Genomic DNA, 17,860 nt, shown 5'->3' with positions numbered 1-17,860 from the left:
AAAAATCGTCCACTATCAGGAGCGCAAGCAGAAGCACTATGCCGCACGACAGCAGCATGAAAGCCCAGTGTGCACAGCTTCGGCTTGCGCTCGCCTTCACGTAATGGTGCCGCAAATCGCACTGAGCGGGCGCAGTTGGCGCTGACGCGAACGCAATCACACCACTCCATGGCTGCAAGGCTGACGCTGAGCAGCATGATCAAACCACTACCAAAAATCCCATGACTAACGCTTCTCATATCGCCATCATTGGCGCCGGCATCGCCGGCCTGGCCTGTGCCACGACCTTGCGCCAGGCAGGCCTGCAGGTCAGTCTGTTTGAAAAAAGTCGCGGCGCAGGCGGTCGCATGAGCACACGACGCGGTGACGGTTGGCAATGCGACCATGGCGCGCAGTACTTCACCGCGCGCCACCCTGAATTTCGCGCCGAAGTGACGCGCTGGGAACAGGCCGGCGTGGCTGGGCAATGGCATCTGCAATTGCCCAGCACCGCTGCCGACGGCGCCAGCGGCAGCGACGACACTCCTGCACAGCGCTTTGTCGGCATGCCGCGCATGTCCTCCATCGCCAGCTGGCTGGCTGCAGATCTGCCATTGCACACCGGGGTTGCGATCAGTGCCTTGCAACGTGAAGACAGCGCTTGGCGCTTGCAGGCGCAAGATGCACAGCCTCTGGCAGATCGCTATGACGCGGTAGTGCTTGCGGTGCCAGCGCCGCAAGCGGTGCCACTGCTGCGCCAGGTGGCCCCAGAGCAGGCCGCGCTGGCGGCCGGGACAACCATGGCAGGCTGCTGGGCAATGATGCTGGAGTATGCGCAGCCGTTAGCGCTGGGCTTCAATGCCGCTTTCATCAACGCCGGTCCGCTGCGCTGGGTGGCACGCGACAGCGCCAAGCCTGGCCGTAACGGTCACGAAAGCTGGTTGTTGCATGCCAGCGCGGAATGGAGCGAGGCGCACATGGAACTCGATGGCGACAGCATTGCCGCACAACTGCTTGCCTCTTTCATCAGTATGGGCGGGCAAGTACCGCAACGCTGGAGCGTGCACCGTTGGCGCTATGCCAGTACGCCGCAGGCGCGTAACGATGTCTGCGTGTGGGAGGCAGCGCAAGGGCTGGGGATGTGCGGCGATTGGCTCAATGGCGGCACAGTGGAGGCAGCCTGGCTTAGCGGCCAGGCACTGGCGCAACGCATCATCGCCCGCCCCGCTTGAGCGGGGCGCGCGTGGCGGCGCGCTGTGTCCTACCAGGGCAGGCGCGTGCCGTCGTATGCCAAGAATGTACCGCTGTCAGACGGGCTGAGGGTGTTTAATACAGCGAGCATGTCGCTGGCGGCGGCCTGCGCCGGACGTCCGATAAGCTCACCGCGAAATGGCTGCGACAAGCGCGAGCTGACGGTGCCCGGATGCAGCGCCACGAGCACGCTGTGCTTCTGGCTGCGCGCCAGTTCGATGGCTGCCGTCTTGACCAACATGTTAAGCGCGGCCTTTGAAGCGCGGTAGCTATACCAGCCGCCGAGCTGGTTGTCGCCAATGCTGCCCACTTTCGCCGATAACATGGCCATGATGGCGCGCTCACCGTCGAGCAGCGGCAAGAAATGACGCATGAGCAATGCCGGACCCATGGTGTTGGTTTGGAAAATTGTTTGCATCTGCTGATAATTGAGGTCAGCCAGGCGTTTCTCAGGCATGACAGTGCCATCGTGCAGCATGCCAGCGGCGTTGATGATCAGGTGGAAATGCCGCCTGGAAGAAAGCTCTCTTGCGGCCTCGGCAATACTATTTTCATCGGCAAAGTCGATGCGCGGTGTCGAATGACGATGCAGGCCGCACACAGATGCGCAGCGTGGCATGGCAGCGAGCAGGTCGACGAATGCGGCGCCGATGCCGCCCGAGGCTCCGATCACCAAGGCGTGAAACTGATCAGGAAGACTAGACATCATGGCAAGTTGCTCCATTCAAGGGTGGTGGGGGTGTTGCTGTCTGGCTTGTGCCACACCGTCGCGCCTTAGCTTAGCGGCCGGCGCCAGGGGTGTCCAGCGCGTTTTGCGCCCTCCCCGCACAAAAAGCGGTTCATTATCGGTTCTAAATATCGGCATATTGAACTACCAGCATGACCTTTTACCATGCTGATGGCCACCCCACCCAAGCTGCGCCGCGCCCAATATGAGCAACCGTGCTGACACTACCGCGCCTTGTCATTGGCGAATTTCCTGACTAGCCACTGGATGCCGGGACGCAGGCGCAAGAAGCCGCGATACAGCAACTCCAGCACCACTGGCATACCGGGCAATGAGCCCAATTTTCCCAACCAGCGCCAGCTCGGGTATAACAACCATAGCGCAACGAAGGCCGCCGCGCCGCTGAGCATCACGCCCTCTTTCGTCCGCACATGAAAGCGGGCCATCAACTCGCTGCAACTGCACCCCGCCATTGCGGCTTGCTTGTTATTGCTGACATCGACAAAGTCGATGGCACTGACCGGCACAGTAGCTTGATAGTGGCTGATTTCCCATCGACACAGAGGGCAGGAGCCATCAAAAAAAACCGTCGTCGCGACACCGTTTTCAGCAGGTTTGGGCATAACATGACCTCTTAAAATATATAGCACTTGTTGCGATGAACCTACATTGACCCATTTTACATTAGACTATGCGGTTCATTATAGCTACAATCTGCCCATGGTTGCTCGCGCAACGAAACATGCCGCATGGCATTAACAAGCAAAGAGGGCTGCATGAACAAGCGAGAATTGAAAGCCGGTGTGAGCGGTGCGCCAATGTCGGCATGTGCGCGCGTTGCCGGCGCCAGCTCAAGGCGGGAAAAGGTCAGCCGCATGATCTGCCGCGAGGGTGCCAGCGGCGGCACTGCTAACGACATGGTACGCGCAAAATGAGCCCGGCCCGCACGCCGCGCATCGTTGCCTGCCTCGCTTACGCCGGCCTGATACCGTTCCTTGCCTTATTGGCGGCGACCTGTCTCGATACGCCACGCAGCGGCATCTGGCAGCATTTATCACTGCAATACGGCGCTGTGATCCTCAGTTTTGTCGGTGCGCTACATTGGGGTTTCGCCATGAGCACACAGTTCATCAGTGATCGCAAGCGCAACGTCTGCTATGCCTGGAGCGTGATTCCCGCCTTGCTCGCTTGGCTGGCCTTGGCGCTTGATCCGCTTGCTGGCAGTGCCTTGCTGGCCACCGGCTTTGGCGTCCATTACTTGCAGGACTGGCGACTCTTCAGGCACGCCGGGCTGCCCGCCTGGTATCTGCCGATGCGACTGCAGTTGTCTATCGTCGCTGCAGCGAGCTTGCTGGGCACCAGCTTCGCCGGGCATTTACGCAGCATGCTGTGACGCACCATCAGAGCACTGGCGAGCCAGCTTTCATCCTCGACAAGCAGTCACGTCCCAAGGCTAACGCTTAGCCCCCAGGCAAGTCGCTCAGCGACTGAAGCAATCCACAATTTTTAGAACATCCGGTCTTTGCGCGCTGCGCCTGCATTGCAAGCAGTCCGATGCAACTCACTTCAGTTCGCAGCCCTGCCTGCTCGCTACAGCCGTCGCAGCAAAGAATCACCATTTATCGGACAATAGCTGCCTTATCGCCCCATCCGGCAACCTACATGGACACTTGCATGAACAATTCCACTCAAAGCGTCGGCACCCGGCTGGCAATCGGCTTCGGCATCACTTTTGCGCTGACCATCATACTCACCGGCCTGGCCATGAATCGGGTCGGCAGTATCGACCAAACGCTCAGCCGCGTCAACGATGTCAATAACGTTAAACAACGCCACGCGATCAACTTTCGCGGCAGCGTCCACGACCGCGCGATTGCCGTGCGCGACGTGGTGCTGGCCACTGACGACACGGCCGTGCAGGCGCAGGTAAAGAAAATCAAGGCGCTTGACGAAAAATACCAGCAATCTGCCGCTCCCCTCGATGCCTTGTTTGCCGGTGATGTGACTGCCGACGAAAAAGCGGCCTTGGCCACCATCAAGGAAACCGAGCGCCGCGTGCAACCGTTGATCTCCAAGGTGATTGAGTTGCGTAACGCCGGGCAGTTGCCGCAGGCTTCGAGCCTGCTGGCACAGCAGGTCAGTCCGGCCTTCGTCGACTGGTTGGCGTCGGTGAACACGCTGATCGACTTGGAAGAAAAAATGAGCCAGGAGGCTACCGCCGGCGCGCGCGAGCTGAGCAGCAGCTTTTTCACCTGGATGCTGGTGCTGTGTTCAATTGCCATTGCCGCTGGCGTAAGCAGTGCCTGGTATATCGGTCGCGGACTGCTGCTGCAACTCGGCGGACAACCCGATTACGCCGTCAGTATCGTCACCCGCATCGCTGCTGGCGACTTGTCCGTCGATATACACACCGCGAAAGACGACCACAGCAGCCTGTTGTTCGCGATGAAAAAAATGCGCGACAATCTGGTCGACATTGTTGCCCAGGTGCGCACCGGCACCGAAACGATTTTCAACGCCTCGACCGAGATCGCGGCGGGCAACTTCGATCTCTCATCGCGCACCGAGCGCCAGGCAGGAACGCTTGAAGAGACCGCCTCGTCGATGCAGGAATTAACCGGCACCGTGCGCCAGAATACCGAGCATGCGCAGCAGGCCAATGTACTGGCCGAGTCGGCATCCGCAGTGGCGGTACGTGGCGGGGTCGTGGTCGCGCAAGTGGTCGAAACGATGGCGGCAATCAATGAATCGTCGAAGAAAATTGTCGACATCATCGGCGTGATCGACTCGATTGCATTCCAGACCAATATCCTGGCGCTCAATGCCGCCGTGGAAGCGGCGCGCGCCGGCGAGCAGGGCCGCGGCTTTGCTGTCGTGGCAACCGAGGTGCGTAACCTGGCTCAGCGGTCGGCTTCAGCCGCCAGCGAAATCAAGACCCTGATTGGCAGCTCGGTGCAGCGCGTTGAAATCGGCGCGCGCCTGGTTGACGATGCCGGCGCGACGATGGAAGAGATTGTGAGCAGCGTAAAACGCGTCACTGCCATCATGGCGGAGATCAGCCTGGCCAGCCAGGAACAAAACACCGGCATCGAATCGGTCAACCAGGCCGTGGGCGAGATGGATGAAGCGACGCAACAAAATGCCGCCATGGTCGAACAAGCCAGCAGCGCAGCGGCAGCGTTGCAGAAAGAAGCGCAGATGCTAGCCGAAGTAGTCGGCGTATTCCAGCTCACCGCCAATGCGGCAGATAGCGCCAGCATCACGCATGCCGGCCTCAAGACGCATGCCTTGCTGACTGCCGGCCGCGTGGCCATACCGCGATAGACGCGTGCATGAGCGCATGTTTCAATGTTGGCATCGGGGTCTGCAGCACCAGCGACAGACCCAGTGACACTGGCATTTTTCGTGCTGACTGGGCGTTTTTTGTACAGTAGCAGCTACGCCGTGCATGCAGCCTCCGCAGCACCTGGAACTAGGCAGCGCCCTTGCACTAAAATCCGTCATCTGGGCATCTGCTACACTGGTCCGATCACATCCGGGGCCCTTGCATGAATTCAGAAAAACTGGCGCTGCTAGTCGCGCGCGAAATGCCATATGGGAAATATCAAGGACGGCTGCTGGCCGACTTGCCGGGGCACTACCTGGGCTGGTTCGCGCGCGAGGGATTTCCCTCGGGCGAACTGGGCAGTTTAATCGCGCTGATGTACGAGCTCGACCACAACGATTTGCGCAGCCTGCTCGATCCCTTGCGCACGCACAAGTCGCCGTGGCGGCCGGGTGAGTAAGGAGCGTAAGACCAGCCTTAAAACTAGCGCATTTTCTTCGCCAGCATGGCGCTGAACGCGCCATTTTCCACCAGCTTTTGCAGCTCGCTGGCGCCACCGATGAGAATGCCGTTGACAAAAATCATGGGGAACGTGGGCCAGCCCGTCCACATTTTTAAAGCATTGCGCCGGTGCCACTGATTCAAATAGCTGCCGTATTGCAGGTATTGATAAGGTGTGCCCAACACGTCGAGCATCTTGCGCGCTTTGCGCGGAAACGGATTGAACGCCATGCCGACCACCACCACCTGGTGTGTGGCGATGGCAGCCTGCACCTCGCGCACGATGTCCGTGTGCTTGCTGCCGATCAAAGCGCGGGCGGCGGGATGGATCTGGTCTTCGTCAAGGATGGCGCGGGTCATGAAAGTCCTGGGGTTGGTGGAACGTAGCGTGCGAATGACGTATTGTGCCATGCGCACAGGCTGGCGTGGGCATGCGGGAACGCAGGCACGCCATCGTCGTGAGGGCGGGCCTGCGAATGCCGGCCCACCGGTGCTTGCAAGCGCGTGATGCACGATGACCTGCTGGCAAAAGTGCAGCTCGGCATCGCTTAAGCGCTCACCGTTTCTAGGCGCAGTTGCCGCCCCTCGCGCAGCATCGCCTCGAATTGCGCCGCCGGCACGGCCGGACTGAATAGATAGCCTTGCAGCTGATCGCAGCCCAGTTCGCGCAAGAAGCGCATTTGCTCGGCCGTTTCCACCCCTTCCGCGACGATTTCCTGGCGCAACTGTTGCGCCATGGTCACGATGGCGCGGGCGATGGCGCAATCGTTTTCCTCGAAGGGCAAGCCGATCACAAACGAGCGGTCAATTTTTAATGTGCTGATGGGGAATTTTTTCAAATACGCCAGGCTGGAATAACCGGTACCAAAATCGTCCAGCGCCAGCGCCAGGCCCATGGCCACCAGCTGGTTCATGATGTCGATCACCTTGTCGGCACCGCGCATCAGCAGGCTTTCCGTGATTTCCAGCATGATTTGGTCGGGCCGCACCTGGTAGCGCTCCAGCACGGCAGCTATGCGCGCCGGCAACTGCTCATCGAACTGGCGCGCCGACAGGTTGACGGCGATAGCCGGCATATGCAAGCCACGGTCTTCCCAGCTGCGGATCTGGCGGCAGGCCTCGTCCAGCACCCAGGTGCCCAGCTCCAGAATCAAACTGGTTTCCTCGGCAACAGGAATGAAGAGGCCGGGCGAGACCATGCCGCGCATCGGATGCTTCCAGCGCAGCAAGGCTTCCGCGCCCACGATGCGGCCGCTGGCCAGGCTCACTTTCGGCTGGTAATGTAATTCCAGCTCCTTGTCGCCCAGCGCCAATCGCATTTCGCTTTCCAGACGCAAATGCTCCTTGGCCCGCCTGTTCATGTCTTCACGATAAAACAGGAAGGTCGATTCGATGGCCTGCCCCGCCTTGGCCACGGCCACGTCGGCAAAGCGGAACAGGGCGGGCGCTTCCAGGCCGTCTTCCGGATACACGGTAATGCCGATGCTCGCGCCCACGTGCAGGGCGTGCGCATCAATATTGATCGGTGCTTCAAGCAAGCTGAGCAGTTTTTGCGCCACATTCGCCGCGTGTTCGCGCTTTTCGATGTGCAACAACGCCACGACAAATTTGCTGTTATCGACGCGCGCCAGAATGTCGGCATCGCGCAGCGCGCCCAGGAACAGCCGGCCGATGGCGATCACCAGCTGGTCGCCCACTTCATGGCCCAAGGTATCGCTGATGGAACCGATACGACTGATGTCGATGACCATCAGCGCGCCATGCGTGCCCTGCCGTTTCGCTTCGGCCAGGCCCTGATCCACCAGCTGGTTCAGCAGGCAGCGGTTAGGCAAGCCCGTCAGGCTGTCATAGTTGGCCATGCGCTGCATGCGCGCCTCGGCATCCTTGTGCACTGAGATATCGGAAAACAGGGAAAACACATGGCTGATTTCGCCAAATTCATCGCGCACGACGCTGATCGTGACATCTTGCGGGAATAGCTGGCCATTCTTGCGCTTACCGATGATTTCGCCGCGCCAGGAACCGTGGCCCCGCATGGCGGCGCGCACCTTGGCGCGGAAGTCGGGGTCGTGCACGCCCGAGCGCAGCAAATCGGGGGTGCGGCCGATAGCCTCGGCCGGCGAATAGCCGGTGATGCGGCTAAAGGAACTGTTGATGGAGACGATGCGCTCCTCCGCATCCGTGATCAGCACGGCTTGCTCGCTATCTTCGATGATGCGTGCGTGCAACTTCACCTTATCCACGTCGGACAGCGGTTCGCTCATGGCCGACAGGCGCACGGCCATGCCGCAAGCCTTGCCCGACTGATCGTAGATCAGGTGGCGGTGCATGCGCAGCCACGTCACCATGCCCGACTTCTTGCGCCGGCGCACATCGGTCGCCACGTCGCCCTGCATGAAATGCAGTTCCAGCACGCTCGCTTCCGCATCGTCTTCGGGATACAAAAACAGGATGTGCTGGCCCAGCGCCTCGAGTTCGGAATAGCCGAACATCTGTTCGGCACCATGGTTCCAGCCGATCAGGAAGCCATCGGGGTCGATTTCCAGCAAGGCATCGGCCGGCGCCACGCGCACCACGGGCCGGCCGGCGACGCGCAGCCGCTGCAGCTCTTGCTCCAGCCGCAACAGGGTGGCCTCCTGCTGCGGCCCGGCCTGTTCACGGGCATCCTGCGCCAGGCGCAGGCACAGCGCGACCTTCGCTTCAAGCATGGCAACCTCGCGCGTGTGCCAAGTCAGGGAAACATATCAGAGGCGCTGCGGTGTGTGTAATCATCAAAATCCCACTCAGGGGCATGGAGGTCAGGACAGAAAGACGGTGGAAATACTATGAATATGGTAACTTAAAAATGTTGACGTATGTCAACATTTTAAGACCTCAGCAGAAGCATATCGCACCGCGTCACGGTCTTGGCTCAGGCGCGGCCCGGCAGATGCTGTGCCAGGCGGGCAAATACATCGGGTTCGCGCATGCGCGCCATCCACCAGCGCAGCGCGGCGCCATCCTCACCCACGCGCCACGCCAGGTAAAACGTTTCTGACGGTTTTGGCTCTTCCACGGCCTTTTCCACCAACAAGCCGCTGGCGATAGCGGCGCGCGCACACGGCCCCGGCAAGAAGCCAAAGCCCAGCCCCAGCACCTGATAATCGAACTTGACCTGCATGTTCGGCACGCTCAAGACATCTTGCCCCAACAGCACACCCACGGTGCGCGGCGCCAAATGGCGCGCCGAATCAGCCACCACCACTGCCCGGTACTGCTGCAAGTGAGCGCGCGACAAGGGTTGCGCCACCTGTGCCAGCGGGTGCGTGGGGGCGACGGCAAACACAAAGTCAAGCATGCCGATCGGCTGCGCAATGTAGCCGCCACCGGCCGGCCCGTCGCCGGGCGCGCCCAGCAGCAGGTCGACCCGCCGCTCCAGCAGCGATTCCCAGGTGCCCGACAGGGTGTCTTGCGACAGGCGCAAGCGCGTCTGCTCGGCTACCGCATAAAAAGCGCGCACGTCGTCGGCCAGCGCCACGGCGGAAAACATGGAATCGATGCCGATGGACAATTCCGTCTCCCAGCCGCAAGCCACCCGGCGCACGCGATGCTCGAGGTCCTGCGCTGCCTTCAGCAGGTAGCGGCCCTCTTTCAGCAATTCCTGGCCAGCCGTCGTCAGCATGACTTTCGGACCGTTGCGCTGGAATACCTGTACACCCAAGTCGTCTTCCAGCTTGGCCACCGTGTAGGAAATGGTGGACGGTACTTTATGCAACTCCTTGCCGGCCGCTGAAAACGATCCACGGCGGTCGATGGCATCGACGATTTGCAAAGCTTCCAGGCTCAGTCTTAACATTCGATTTTTTCGATCATAGCATGATATATTTTCCGTTTTTCTTTCCAGCCTGGCCGGCCTATACTTGCTAAATGGCGCAGAAAAGTCGAGAAAAGACGCCAAAGCAACTGCCAGGCAACGGTCCTTCGAAATTATCGCACATTCACTTATAGAAACGGAGTCCAGCATGTTACAGATTCGTCATAGCGAGCAACGCGGTGCCGCCAACCACGGCTGGCTCAATTCCCATCACAGCTTTTCTTTTGGCAGCTACCACGATCCGCTGCACATGGGTTTTGGCCCCCTGCTGGTCATCAATGAAGACCGCGTCACGCCAGGCCAGGGTTTCGGCACGCACGGCCACCGCGATATGGAAATCATTTCGTATGTGCTCGACGGCGCGCTTGAACACAAGGACAGCATGGGCACCGGTTCGGTCCTGCATTACGGCGATGTGCAGCGCATGAGCGCCGGCAGCGGCGTGCGTCACAGCGAGTTCAACCATTCCGCCACGGATGGCTTGCACTTCCTGCAGATATGGATCCAGCCGAACGTGACAGGCATTGCGCCCAGCTATGAAGAAAAACATTTCACGCCGCAAAGCAAACGCGGCAAGCTGCGCCTGATCGCCTCCAGCGATGGACGCCAGGGTTCCGTACTGATCCACCAGGATGCGGCCATCTACGCCAGCATCCTGCACGAAGGCGAGCAAGCTGAACATGCGCTGGACGAAGGCCGCAACGCTTATGTGCACCTGATCCGCGGTAGCCTGGTCGTCAATGGCACAGCGCTCAAAGCGGGCGATGCGCTAAAATTAATGCAGGAAGCGGCAGTGACGTTGACCCAGGCGCACGAGGCGGAAGTGCTGCTCTTCGATTTGCCCGGGTAGGGAGCCGTCTTGCAAAAGCCGGATCCGGCCGCAAATAAAGGAACAGCACCAGACATTCCAGCATTCAAATCTCAGCCAGGGGAAATGGTTTCCCCTGCTTTTTGGTATGATGGCAGGGCGCGTCGGCACCGCAGTGGTACCGCGCGCCTTTATTTTTGACAATTACCTATATGAGCACAACCATGCAAAGCGGCGCAGACCTCCTGGCGACAGGCGAATTGGATTACACGACTTCCTGCGCACTGCCGACGCCGTGGGCCCAGTTCACGCTGCACGCCTTTGTCGAACACGCCACGGGCAAGGAACACCTGGCCATGGTGCTGGGCGATGTCGGCAACGGCGAACCGGTACTGGCGCGCGTGCATTCCGAGTGCCTGACAGGCGACGTGCTGTTTTCCCAGCGCTGCGACTGCGGCGCCCAGCTCGAAGGCGCCTTGAAACGCATCGCCGAGGAAGGCCGCGGTATTTTGCTGTACCTGCGCCAGGAAGGCCGCGGCATTGGCCTGATCAACAAGATCCGCGCCTATCGCCTGCAGGAAGCGGGCGCCGACACGGTACAGGCGAATGAACAGCTGGGATTCAAGGCCGACGCGCGCAATTACACCTTGTGCAAGCCCATGTTTGCGCAATTCGGCATCCACAGCCTGCGCTTGATGACGAACAACCCGCGCAAGATCGCCGCCATGGAAGCGCTGGGCATCACGGTGACCGAACGGGTGCCGCTGCTGGTCAACCGCAACGCCTTCAACCAGCACTACCTCAATACCAAGCAAAGCAAACTGGGTCACATGATGACGCCGGAAACGGCGCCGGCGCTGGAAGACGGCGCCCTGTAATGGCCGGCGCGCGCAGCCTGGGCGCCGGCCCGCGCCAGCGTCGCTGCGGCTTACGCACAAAGGATGCATGAAATTATCTCACTACGCCTTCTTGCTGGCCGGCCTGTGCGCTGCCGCAGGGCTGCACGCGGCCTCCGCTGCCGCAGGCACCGCCACCGCAGCGGCGACCAGTACGTCGACTCCAAGCGCCAAGCCGCCAGCGGCCACCACTACGTCCGTCGCCACCGAACATGCGGCCTTGCCACCGCCCTCGTCGGCCGCGCAAAAACTGTACACGGCCGCGCGTGCCGACATCCTGCAAGTGCGCGTGCTGCTGAAGAACGGCCGCACGCAATCGTCGGTCGGCTCAGGCTTTTTGATCGGCACGGGCAACTTGGTGGTGAGTAACTATCATGTCGTGTCGCAATTCGCGCTCGACCCCGATACCTATGTCGGCGAATGGGTCGACACCAGCGGCCAGCGCGGCAATGTGGAATTGCTGGCCGTCGATGTGCTGCACGACCTGGCCGTCTTGCGCGTGAACCGCCACGGCACCGGTTTTTTCAAGATGCCGGAACCACTGGCACCCTTGGTTCAGGGCCAATATCTTTATTCGATGGGCAATCCGCTGGACCTGGGCTTCGCCATCTCGGAAGGCGCGTACAACGGCATCGTCACGCGCAGCTTCTACGACCAGCTGATGTTCACGGGACCGATCAATGCCGGCATGAGCGGCGGCCCCAGCGTCACCGCGACGGGCGACGTGGCCGGCGTGAATGTATCGAAACGCCTCGATGGCGAACTCGTCAGTTTTCTGGTGCCAGCCCGCTATGCCCAGCAATTGCTGGCCAAGGTGGCCCTGCAAGGCAAACCGCCGAAAGACTTCAAGCCGCTAGTGACGGCGCAGCTGCTCGCGCACCAGGATGCCATGCTGGCGCGCCTGCTCGACACGCCCTTGAGCCTGAAAGCCATGGGCCCATATCGCGTGCCCGTGCGCGAGTCGGACCAGATGCGCTGCTGGGGCCGCTCCAACGTCAAAGCCGACAAGCCCTACATGCTCGACAACACCAGCTGCGCCATGGAATCGGCGATTTTCATTTCTGGCGCCCTGCAGACGGGGCAAGTGTCGATGCGCCACGAATTCTTGCGCAGCAGCGAACTGGGCGCGCTGCGCTTTTCCGAGCTGGCCAGCACCTCGTTCAAGAATGAAAGTTTCGGCAGCTACAAGAGCGCGCACCTGACGGGTCCCCATTGCACCGAACAGTTCGTTAAGAACAGCACCCTGCCTCTGCGCGCCGTGCTGTGCGTGCGCGCCTACCGCAAGTTTACCGGCCTGTACGATTTTGCCCTGCTGGCCGCCAGCACCGATGCGCCACTCATGAGCTTGCAAAGCCGCATCGATGCGCGCGGCGTGTCCTACGCCAACGGTATGCGCGTCACGCGCACCTTCCTCGAAGCACTATCGCGGGCACCGGCCACCGGCGGGACAGGCCAGCCATGAAAGCACCGTACTTCATCGAAATACTCGCCGACAATGGCGAGGTGCGGCAACGCCAGCAAATGGTATCGCTGCCGATTCGCATCGGCCGTGGCTACGACAATGACGTCATCCTCGATGACGCGCACACGGCAGCCGAGCACGCCATCGTCGAAGATGATGGCACCGGCGGCCTGCTGTTGCGCGATCTGGGCAGCCAGAATGGCGTGATCCACCGGGGACAGCGGCAACTGCGCGTGGCCTTGAACGGCAACAGCATCGTGCGCCTGGGCCACACGCTCCTGCGCGTGCGCGCCAGCGACCACCCTGTTGCGCCCGAACTGAGCGACACCAGCAGGCACGAATGGGAAGGCTTGCGCCCCGCCATCGCCGGCCTGGCCATGATAGGCGCTTCGGCCGCCTTCAGTAACTGGCTCGGTGACGCGGAAGCCTTTGACCCGATTGCCAGCCTGATGATCATCGCTTACGCGCTCGCCGGCGGCCTCGTATGGGCGTCGATCTGGACCGCGGCAAATCGCCTGTTTGGGCATGTGGCGCGCTTCGGCCGCCACCTGTTCATCATCGGCTGCGGCTTGTTGTGCATGGAGGTGTGGGAACTGGGCAGCAGCGTCGCGGCGTATGCGCTGTCGCTGGAAGTGCTGACGCGCTACGGGCGGCATCTATTCATTGTCATTGCCTGCGCCATGATCTACTACCACTTGTGTACGATCAAACCGCGACACCGGCGCCGCTTCGGCCTCGTTGCCGTGGTGCTGGCCATCATCGGCTCGACACTGATCCTGCTGAGCAACCTGCAAATCAACGGCCGCCTGGCCGACGAGGCCTACATGTCGGCGATTTACCCGCCTGCATTGCGCCTGAGTCCGGATCACACGACCGCGGCTTTTTGGCGCGATGCGGCCGCCTTGCAGCGCGCCGTGGACGCCGAGCGCGGCAAAGCGGCCAAGGGCAGCGATGACGACGAAGACAGCGCAGAATAAGCTTCCATCAGACAAAAAGCCCGCCAGGTCTTGACAGACCGGCGGGCTTTTTTACATGCGCCGCGAAGCGCGCAGGCTAGTTGCTTAGAACTTGATGTTCTGCTTGCGGCGTGCGGTAAAACCCAACAAGCCCAGGCCGATCAACAGCATGGCGTAGGTGCTTGGTTCCGGCACGGCCGAGACCAGGCCGTCGGTGCTGGAAAAGCTGGTGAAATTGCCTTTGCCGGCCTTGAACTGGACTTGCTGGCCGCCATCGCAGCAGCCTTCCAGGCCGAAGATGCTCAAGGTATGGTTACCTGCCGACAAGGTGCTCGAACCGGCGAGGAACTGATTGGCATTGTTGTAATTACCAGCCCACCACAGGTCGTTGCTCTTCATATTCAGCGCCACGCCGTCGAGGAACAGGGCGCCGCCCTTGCCGAAATCGACGCCACTACGGAAACTCCAGGCGCCCGCATCGGCTGCGCTGACACCGAAATTGATCACCGCCTTGAAGGCGATGTTCGAACCGCTGCCGAACAGGCTGCGATTCGTGACGTTGTTGTAGCTGGCAATCGTCGTCGTACCATAGCCGGCGCCCGGCGTGGCGACGGCAGCATTGACCACGGACTGGTAAGCGCCAGCGGAAGTTTGCGCACCGGCAGTCGAGTAGCCAGTGGAGAGTGTGATGGTGCTAGCGTTTGCTTGGGCAAACGCAGCAACAGCGATCAGGGACAGGGCGATTTTAGGCAAGTTTTTCATATAAGTATCCAGTCAGTAAAATTTAACGGGCACAGCAGGTTTGAAGGCGCTTGCGCTAAATACACGCTGCATTGAGGCGTGTGCGCGTCGCACGGAAATTGCAGGCTGATCAGTCAGGAGCGCAGCCTCCACACAAAACAAGGTCTTGTGGCAGCGCCATGGCAACACTGAGCGCATCCTGGAAAGGGTTCGGGTTCCCGGGATAAAGCCTGCCAATTGACGGTTCAGGTAATACGATGAATCTATTCTAACTTAAATTTCATGGAAGAAAAGTATTTTTCTTTTTGCCATGTAAGATAATTTTATGACAACATCACTTTTGGCAGAAAAACCGGCCAGAAACCACAGGATGCGCGCCTGTCGCAGTCCTGTGCTGTCTTCTGACATGTCGCGCAGACACCACAAAGTCACCGGCCAGTGTCGCATCGTGCGCATTTCTTTTCGCATGCGGCTGCACCACGCGGCGAAACAGCGTGGCAAAATACATGCATGCCGCTATCTGTTCGTTGAGGGAGTAAGAGGAAATGGTCGACCTGGAAGAACTACGCTATCTGGCACTGTCGTTTCCCGACACCACCGAGGAAGAACACCACGAGCGTCCAGCCTTTCGCGTGGGCGGGAAGATCTTTGCCACCCTGCCCGACGACGAGCATATCAACGTGCTGCTCGATGCGGAAGCGGCGCATATTGCCACCGTCATCTCGCCGTCCGGCTGCGAAAAACTATGGTGGGGCGAACGGCTGACCGGCATCACGGTGCGCCTGGCCGATGCTGAGCTGGACATGCTGGCCGCCGCCCTGACTGCCGCCTGGCGGCGCAAGGCGCCTAGCGAGCTGGCCAAGACCATCTCGCCGGCAGAGTAGTTACAGCGGCCAATTGCGCAGCAGCAATCCCACCATCTGCTGCAATTGCTCGCGCGAGACACCCGCCGCCGCCTGGATCGCCATGCCCTGCGACAGGGTCACGACAAAGCGCGCCTGCTGCTCAGGACAGGAATCGGGCGGCAAATCGCCCTCCTCCTTGGCGCGCCGCAAGCGTTCGCGCAATTTGATTTCACTGCGCAAGCGGCGCGCAAACAATTCATCGCGGATCGGCAAGGCATCGTCGCTGCAGGCGAGCGCCGCATTCACGCCCATGCAGCCGTGCGGGCCATCGGGCATGGTTTGCGCGTCGACATACTGCGTCAGCAAGGCTTCCACCACCTGGCGCGCGCTCGGCTGCTCGAGCGCCGCATCGAAAAACTGCATGCGCGTGTCGCTATAGCGCTCCAGCGCCTTGTGGAATAGTTGTTCCTTATTGCCGAAGACGGCATACAGGCTGGGCCGGTTCATGCCCATGGCTTTCGTCAATTCCGGCAAAGAACTGCCTTCATAGCCTTTTTCCCAGAACACCTTCATGGCGCAATCGAGCGCCTCATCCGCGTCGAAGGTGCGCGGACGGCCCATTTTCGCCTTGGGGGCTTGCACTTCTTTGTCTTGTTTCATGCCGTTCGGTAAAAATTATTGACAACCATGTCTGCCCGGACTGACTATATACCGACCGGTTAAAAACCTCTCGCCTTTCAGGACTTCCCCATGCAAACACCACCGGCGCGGCCTGCATGGCATAGCAAGAAAGCCGCCTCAGATACGCCCGCGGCGAAACTCGCCTAGGAATTTGCTCACTTCGGCCGGCGTCATCACGACGTCTGCGTCACCATGATAGGCATACAGGAAGGGCGTGCCGCCCAGGCGGTCCGTCAGCTTGGCCAATAATAAGAACCGGCTACCCAGCGGGTAGCGCAGCAGATCGACCAGACGACGCGAGCACTGCACGGCCAGTTCCGGCGAAAAAGCCTGGCCCGGTACGGGGCGAATTTCCACATGGCCATTGATCGCGCGCGATTCGACGGCAACGTGCCGGTATGCATAGGTATCTCGGGCCATCAGCGCCACCTTCACTGGAAGAAAGGCGCCATCTTAAGCGAAGATGGCGCCTGGCGTGCGACTGCGCCACGACGCCCGGCGGCGAAGCGGTCGATATCCCAGCCAGGAAGTCGCAAGCACGATCTCTGTCCTGCCGGAGGACAATGCGAAGGCGCTGGCTCAGGCGCGCAGCAGCAAGGCCACGGCTTCGGCCGCGATGCCTTCTTCACGTCCGAGGTAGCCCAGCTTTTCATTCGTCTTGGCCTTGATGTTGACCTGCCCCACAGCGACGCCCAGGTCTTCGGCCACGTTGGCGCACATGGCGGCGATATGCGGCGCCATCTTCGGGCGCTGGGCGATGATGGTGGCGTCGATATTGCCAATGCTATAACCGCTCGCTTGCACGCGGCGCGCGGCTTCGCGCAGCAGCGTGCGCGAATCGGCGCCCTTGAATTGCGCGTCCGTATCGGGGAAATGGCGGCCGATGTCGCCCAGCGCGGCGGCGCCGAAGATGGCATCCGTGATGGCGTGCAGCAACACGTCGGCGTCGGAGTGTCCAAGCAAGCCCAAGTGGTGCGGGATGTTCACGCCGCCAATGATGAGGTCGCGGTTTTCCACCAGCGCGTGGCAGTCATAGCCCTGGCCGATACGGAAAGGCAGTACGGGAGTCGTCGTGTGCATGCAAGTCTCTTTAAAATTCAGGAATGGGCGAAGAATGGGCCAAATACAGCTCGGCCGTGTGTATGTCGCGCGGCAAGGTCACCTTCAGGTTGCGCGGATGGCCCTCGACGAGCATGGGTGCCAGGCCCAGCGCTTCGACGGCGCTGGCGTCGTCCGTGATGGCGTGCGGATCGGGCGCTTGCGACAGCGCTTGGTGCAGCAAGGCATAGGAAAACATTTGCGGCGTCTGCGCCAGCCACAGACCGTCGCGCGGCACCGTCTGGGCCGACATGCTGGCGCCACCCGTGTCCGCCCCCGCCCGCTTGACCGTATCGACCACGGGCAAGGCCAGCAAGCCGCCTGCCGGATGCGCGCCCACCTCGTTGATGAGCTTTGCGATCAGCGCCGGCGTCAGGCCGGGCCGCGCTGCGTCGTGCACCAGCACCTGGTCGTGGGCATCGATGCAGGCGTGCAGTGCCTGCAAGGCATTCAAGATCGTGTCCATGCGCGTGGCACCGCCACAGCGCAACACGGTGACGCCGTGCTCCGCGCCTTGATCTGGCAGCAGGCCATCGATCTGCCCATCGTCAGCGCTGACGACAATATACGTGTGCGCAATCAGCGCGCTGGCGAGAAAGGCGTCCACGGCGTGGCGCAGCATGGGCTTGCCCGCGATGGGCAGGTATTGCTTGGGACTGCCCGCTTGCATGCGCGCGCCCACGCCAGCGGCGGGGATCAGCGCAAAATAACGGGGGCGATTCGGTACTGCTGGCATG

General features: G+C 60.9%; 20 protein-coding genes. 9 read left to right on the top strand and 11 right to left on the bottom strand.

Annotated elements, in window-relative coordinates; all coding sequences use genetic code 11:
* Window positions 1-221 precede the first annotated feature (221 nt).
* Entirely contained in the window at window positions 222-1,211 is a 990-nt protein-coding gene (locus tag ACQ4V8_RS02935) for an NAD(P)/FAD-dependent oxidoreductase (protein WP_010399696.1), read from the top strand.
* A 29-nt stretch (window positions 1,212-1,240) separates the two neighbouring features.
* Here ACQ4V8_RS02935 and ACQ4V8_RS02930 read toward each other — a convergent pair whose 3' ends face one another.
* Both ACQ4V8_RS02930 and ACQ4V8_RS02925 read right to left on the bottom strand, forming a co-directional pair.
* Window positions 1,241-1,954 (bottom strand): SDR family NAD(P)-dependent oxidoreductase, encoded by a 714-nt coding sequence (locus tag ACQ4V8_RS02930; RefSeq protein ID WP_029496537.1) that lies wholly within the window; start codon window positions 1,952-1,954, stop codon window positions 1,241-1,243.
* 227 nt (window positions 1,955-2,181) lie between these two features.
* Window positions 2,182-2,580, bottom strand: coding sequence for a thiol-disulfide oxidoreductase DCC family protein (locus tag ACQ4V8_RS02925; protein WP_436570845.1), 399 nt, complete (start codon window positions 2,578-2,580; stop codon window positions 2,182-2,184).
* Window positions 2,581-2,888: 308 nt separating this feature from the next.
* On the opposite strand from ACQ4V8_RS02925, the gene ACQ4V8_RS02920 reads away from it, so the two are divergent.
* The 3 genes from ACQ4V8_RS02920 to ACQ4V8_RS02910 all read left to right on the top strand — a co-directional run bounded on the left by ACQ4V8_RS02920 (window position 2,889) and on the right by ACQ4V8_RS02910 (window position 5,742).
* Window positions 2,889-3,350, top strand: a complete 462-nt coding sequence (locus ACQ4V8_RS02920; protein WP_010399702.1) for a DUF3429 domain-containing protein — start codon at window positions 2,889-2,891, stop codon at window positions 3,348-3,350.
* 281 nt (window positions 3,351-3,631) lie between these two features.
* The gene (locus ACQ4V8_RS02915) at window positions 3,632-5,281 is read left to right on the top strand and encodes a methyl-accepting chemotaxis protein (RefSeq protein ID WP_043462350.1); all 1,650 of its coding nucleotides are present in this window, start codon (window positions 3,632-3,634) and stop codon (window positions 5,279-5,281) included.
* Between the two features lie 224 nt (window positions 5,282-5,505).
* On the top strand, window positions 5,506-5,742 hold the full coding sequence (locus tag ACQ4V8_RS02910) for a DUF3820 family protein (RefSeq protein WP_010399704.1): 237 nt from the start codon (window positions 5,506-5,508) through the stop codon (window positions 5,740-5,742).
* 23 nt (window positions 5,743-5,765) lie between these two features.
* Here ACQ4V8_RS02910 and ACQ4V8_RS02905 read toward each other — a convergent pair whose 3' ends face one another.
* From ACQ4V8_RS02905 to ACQ4V8_RS02895, 3 genes are all read right to left on the bottom strand, one after another.
* Window positions 5,766-6,143 carry a glutaredoxin gene (locus ACQ4V8_RS02905; RefSeq protein WP_010399705.1) on the bottom strand — a complete coding sequence of 126 codons (378 nt, stop codon included), beginning with the start codon at window positions 6,141-6,143 and terminating at the stop codon, window positions 5,766-5,768.
* A gap of 188 nt (window positions 6,144-6,331) precedes the next feature.
* Window positions 6,332-8,491: a putative bifunctional diguanylate cyclase/phosphodiesterase gene (locus tag ACQ4V8_RS02900; RefSeq protein WP_070346833.1), complete on the bottom strand. Its 2,160-nt coding sequence runs from the start codon at window positions 8,489-8,491 to the stop codon at window positions 6,332-6,334.
* Between the two features lie 203 nt (window positions 8,492-8,694).
* Window positions 8,695-9,618, bottom strand: coding sequence for a LysR family transcriptional regulator (locus ACQ4V8_RS02895; protein ID WP_010399707.1), 924 nt, complete (start codon window positions 9,616-9,618; stop codon window positions 8,695-8,697).
* Between the two features lie 166 nt (window positions 9,619-9,784).
* Between ACQ4V8_RS02895 and ACQ4V8_RS02890 the strand changes: the two genes are divergently transcribed.
* The 4 genes from ACQ4V8_RS02890 to ACQ4V8_RS02875 all read left to right on the top strand — a co-directional run bounded on the left by ACQ4V8_RS02890 (window position 9,785) and on the right by ACQ4V8_RS02875 (window position 13,779).
* Window positions 9,785-10,486 (top strand): pirin family protein, encoded by a 702-nt coding sequence (locus ACQ4V8_RS02890; RefSeq protein ID WP_010399708.1) that lies wholly within the window; start codon window positions 9,785-9,787, stop codon window positions 10,484-10,486.
* A gap of 182 nt (window positions 10,487-10,668) precedes the next feature.
* Entirely contained in the window at window positions 10,669-11,322 is a 654-nt protein-coding gene (ribA, locus tag ACQ4V8_RS02885; protein ID WP_070346835.1) for a GTP cyclohydrolase II, read from the top strand.
* Window positions 11,323-11,389: 67 nt separating this feature from the next.
* Entirely contained in the window at window positions 11,390-12,802 is a 1,413-nt protein-coding gene (locus ACQ4V8_RS02880) for a S1 family peptidase (RefSeq protein WP_010399709.1), read from the top strand.
* Window positions 12,799-13,779 carry an FHA domain-containing protein gene (locus ACQ4V8_RS02875; RefSeq protein WP_436570844.1) on the top strand — a complete coding sequence of 327 codons (981 nt, stop codon included), beginning with the start codon at window positions 12,799-12,801 and terminating at the stop codon, window positions 13,777-13,779. Before ACQ4V8_RS02880 ends, ACQ4V8_RS02875 begins: the two co-directional genes overlap by 4 nt.
* 84 nt (window positions 13,780-13,863) lie before the next feature.
* On the opposite strand, the gene ACQ4V8_RS02870 is transcribed toward ACQ4V8_RS02875, so the two are convergent.
* Window positions 13,864-14,520: a CCXG family PEP-CTERM protein gene (locus ACQ4V8_RS02870; protein ID WP_436570843.1), complete on the bottom strand. Its 657-nt coding sequence runs from the start codon at window positions 14,518-14,520 to the stop codon at window positions 13,864-13,866.
* 252 nt (window positions 14,521-14,772) lie between these two features.
* A complete protein-coding gene (locus ACQ4V8_RS02865) occupies window positions 14,773-14,967 on the bottom strand; it encodes a hypothetical protein (protein WP_436570842.1) in 195 nt (64 codons plus the stop codon).
* A gap of 77 nt (window positions 14,968-15,044) precedes the next feature.
* On the opposite strand from ACQ4V8_RS02865, the gene ACQ4V8_RS02860 reads away from it, so the two are divergent.
* Window positions 15,045-15,383, top strand: coding sequence for an MmcQ/YjbR family DNA-binding protein (locus ACQ4V8_RS02860; RefSeq protein WP_010399712.1), 339 nt, complete (start codon window positions 15,045-15,047; stop codon window positions 15,381-15,383).
* Here the strand turns inward: ACQ4V8_RS02860 and ACQ4V8_RS02855 are convergent, their stop codons facing one another.
* The 4 genes from ACQ4V8_RS02855 to ispD form a co-directional block, all read right to left on the bottom strand.
* Window positions 15,384-16,004, bottom strand: a complete 621-nt coding sequence (locus ACQ4V8_RS02855) for a TetR/AcrR family transcriptional regulator (protein ID WP_070346838.1) — start codon at window positions 16,002-16,004, stop codon at window positions 15,384-15,386.
* 138 nt (window positions 16,005-16,142) lie between these two features.
* Window positions 16,143-16,445: a hypothetical protein gene (locus tag ACQ4V8_RS02850; RefSeq protein WP_043462458.1), complete on the bottom strand. Its 303-nt coding sequence runs from the start codon at window positions 16,443-16,445 to the stop codon at window positions 16,143-16,145.
* A 159-nt stretch (window positions 16,446-16,604) separates the two neighbouring features.
* Complete coding sequence (gene ispF / locus ACQ4V8_RS02845; RefSeq protein ID WP_010399716.1) at window positions 16,605-17,105, bottom strand: 2-C-methyl-D-erythritol 2,4-cyclodiphosphate synthase; 501 nt, start codon at window positions 17,103-17,105, stop codon at window positions 16,605-16,607.
* 10 nt (window positions 17,106-17,115) lie between these two features.
* The gene (gene ispD / locus ACQ4V8_RS02840; protein ID WP_010399717.1) at window positions 17,116-17,859 is read right to left on the bottom strand and encodes a 2-C-methyl-D-erythritol 4-phosphate cytidylyltransferase; all 744 of its coding nucleotides are present in this window, start codon (window positions 17,857-17,859) and stop codon (window positions 17,116-17,118) included.
* Window position 17,860: the final 1 nt, after the last annotated feature.

Origin of the sequence: Janthinobacterium paucivorans (genome assembly GCF_051380805.1) — a bacterium.
GTDB lineage: Bacteria > Pseudomonadota > Gammaproteobacteria > Burkholderiales > Burkholderiaceae_D > Janthinobacterium > Janthinobacterium lividum_D.
The sequence above is the reverse complement of the archived record's forward strand: the minus strand, read 5'-3'. Positions and strand labels throughout refer to the sequence as shown.

Bases quoted from the DNA above. Each gene is read 5' to 3' on its own strand.
- ispD (WP_010399717.1), bottom strand. From the start codon at position 17,859: ATGCCAGCAGTACCGAATCGCCCCCGTTATTTTGCGCTGATCCCCGCC.
- ACQ4V8_RS02925 (WP_436570845.1), bottom strand. From the start codon at position 2,580: ATGCCCAAACCTGCTGAAAACGGTGTCGCGACGACGGTTTTTTTTGAT.
- ACQ4V8_RS02850 (WP_043462458.1), bottom strand. From the start codon at position 16,445: ATGGCCCGAGATACCTATGCATACCGGCACGTTGCCGTCGAATCGCGC.
- ACQ4V8_RS02915 (WP_043462350.1), top strand. From the start codon at position 3,632: ATGAACAATTCCACTCAAAGCGTCGGCACCCGGCTGGCAATCGGCTTC.
- ACQ4V8_RS02900 (WP_070346833.1), bottom strand. From the start codon at position 8,491: ATGCTTGAAGCGAAGGTCGCGCTGTGCCTGCGCCTGGCGCAGGATGCC.
- ACQ4V8_RS02920 (WP_010399702.1), top strand. From the start codon at position 2,889: ATGAGCCCGGCCCGCACGCCGCGCATCGTTGCCTGCCTCGCTTACGCC.
- ACQ4V8_RS02880 (WP_010399709.1), top strand. From the start codon at position 11,390: ATGAAATTATCTCACTACGCCTTCTTGCTGGCCGGCCTGTGCGCTGCC.
- ribA (WP_070346835.1), top strand. From the start codon at position 10,669: ATGCAAAGCGGCGCAGACCTCCTGGCGACAGGCGAATTGGATTACACG.
- ACQ4V8_RS02875 (WP_436570844.1), top strand. From the start codon at position 12,799: ATGAAAGCACCGTACTTCATCGAAATACTCGCCGACAATGGCGAGGTG.
- ACQ4V8_RS02935 (WP_010399696.1), top strand. From the start codon at position 222: ATGACTAACGCTTCTCATATCGCCATCATTGGCGCCGGCATCGCCGGC.
- ACQ4V8_RS02930 (WP_029496537.1), bottom strand. From the start codon at position 1,954: ATGGAGCAACTTGCCATGATGTCTAGTCTTCCTGATCAGTTTCACGCC.
- ACQ4V8_RS02870 (WP_436570843.1), bottom strand. From the start codon at position 14,520: ATGAAAAACTTGCCTAAAATCGCCCTGTCCCTGATCGCTGTTGCTGCG.
- ACQ4V8_RS02865 (WP_436570842.1), bottom strand. From the start codon at position 14,967: ATGCGAAAAGAAATGCGCACGATGCGACACTGGCCGGTGACTTTGTGG.
- ACQ4V8_RS02860 (WP_010399712.1), top strand. From the start codon at position 15,045: ATGGTCGACCTGGAAGAACTACGCTATCTGGCACTGTCGTTTCCCGAC.
- ACQ4V8_RS02855 (WP_070346838.1), bottom strand. From the start codon at position 16,004: ATGAAACAAGACAAAGAAGTGCAAGCCCCCAAGGCGAAAATGGGCCGT.
- ACQ4V8_RS02895 (WP_010399707.1), bottom strand. From the start codon at position 9,618: ATGTTAAGACTGAGCCTGGAAGCTTTGCAAATCGTCGATGCCATCGAC.
- ACQ4V8_RS02910 (WP_010399704.1), top strand. From the start codon at position 5,506: ATGAATTCAGAAAAACTGGCGCTGCTAGTCGCGCGCGAAATGCCATAT.
- ACQ4V8_RS02905 (WP_010399705.1), bottom strand. From the start codon at position 6,143: ATGACCCGCGCCATCCTTGACGAAGACCAGATCCATCCCGCCGCCCGC.
- ispF (WP_010399716.1), bottom strand. From the start codon at position 17,105: ATGCACACGACGACTCCCGTACTGCCTTTCCGTATCGGCCAGGGCTAT.
- ACQ4V8_RS02890 (WP_010399708.1), top strand. From the start codon at position 9,785: ATGTTACAGATTCGTCATAGCGAGCAACGCGGTGCCGCCAACCACGGC.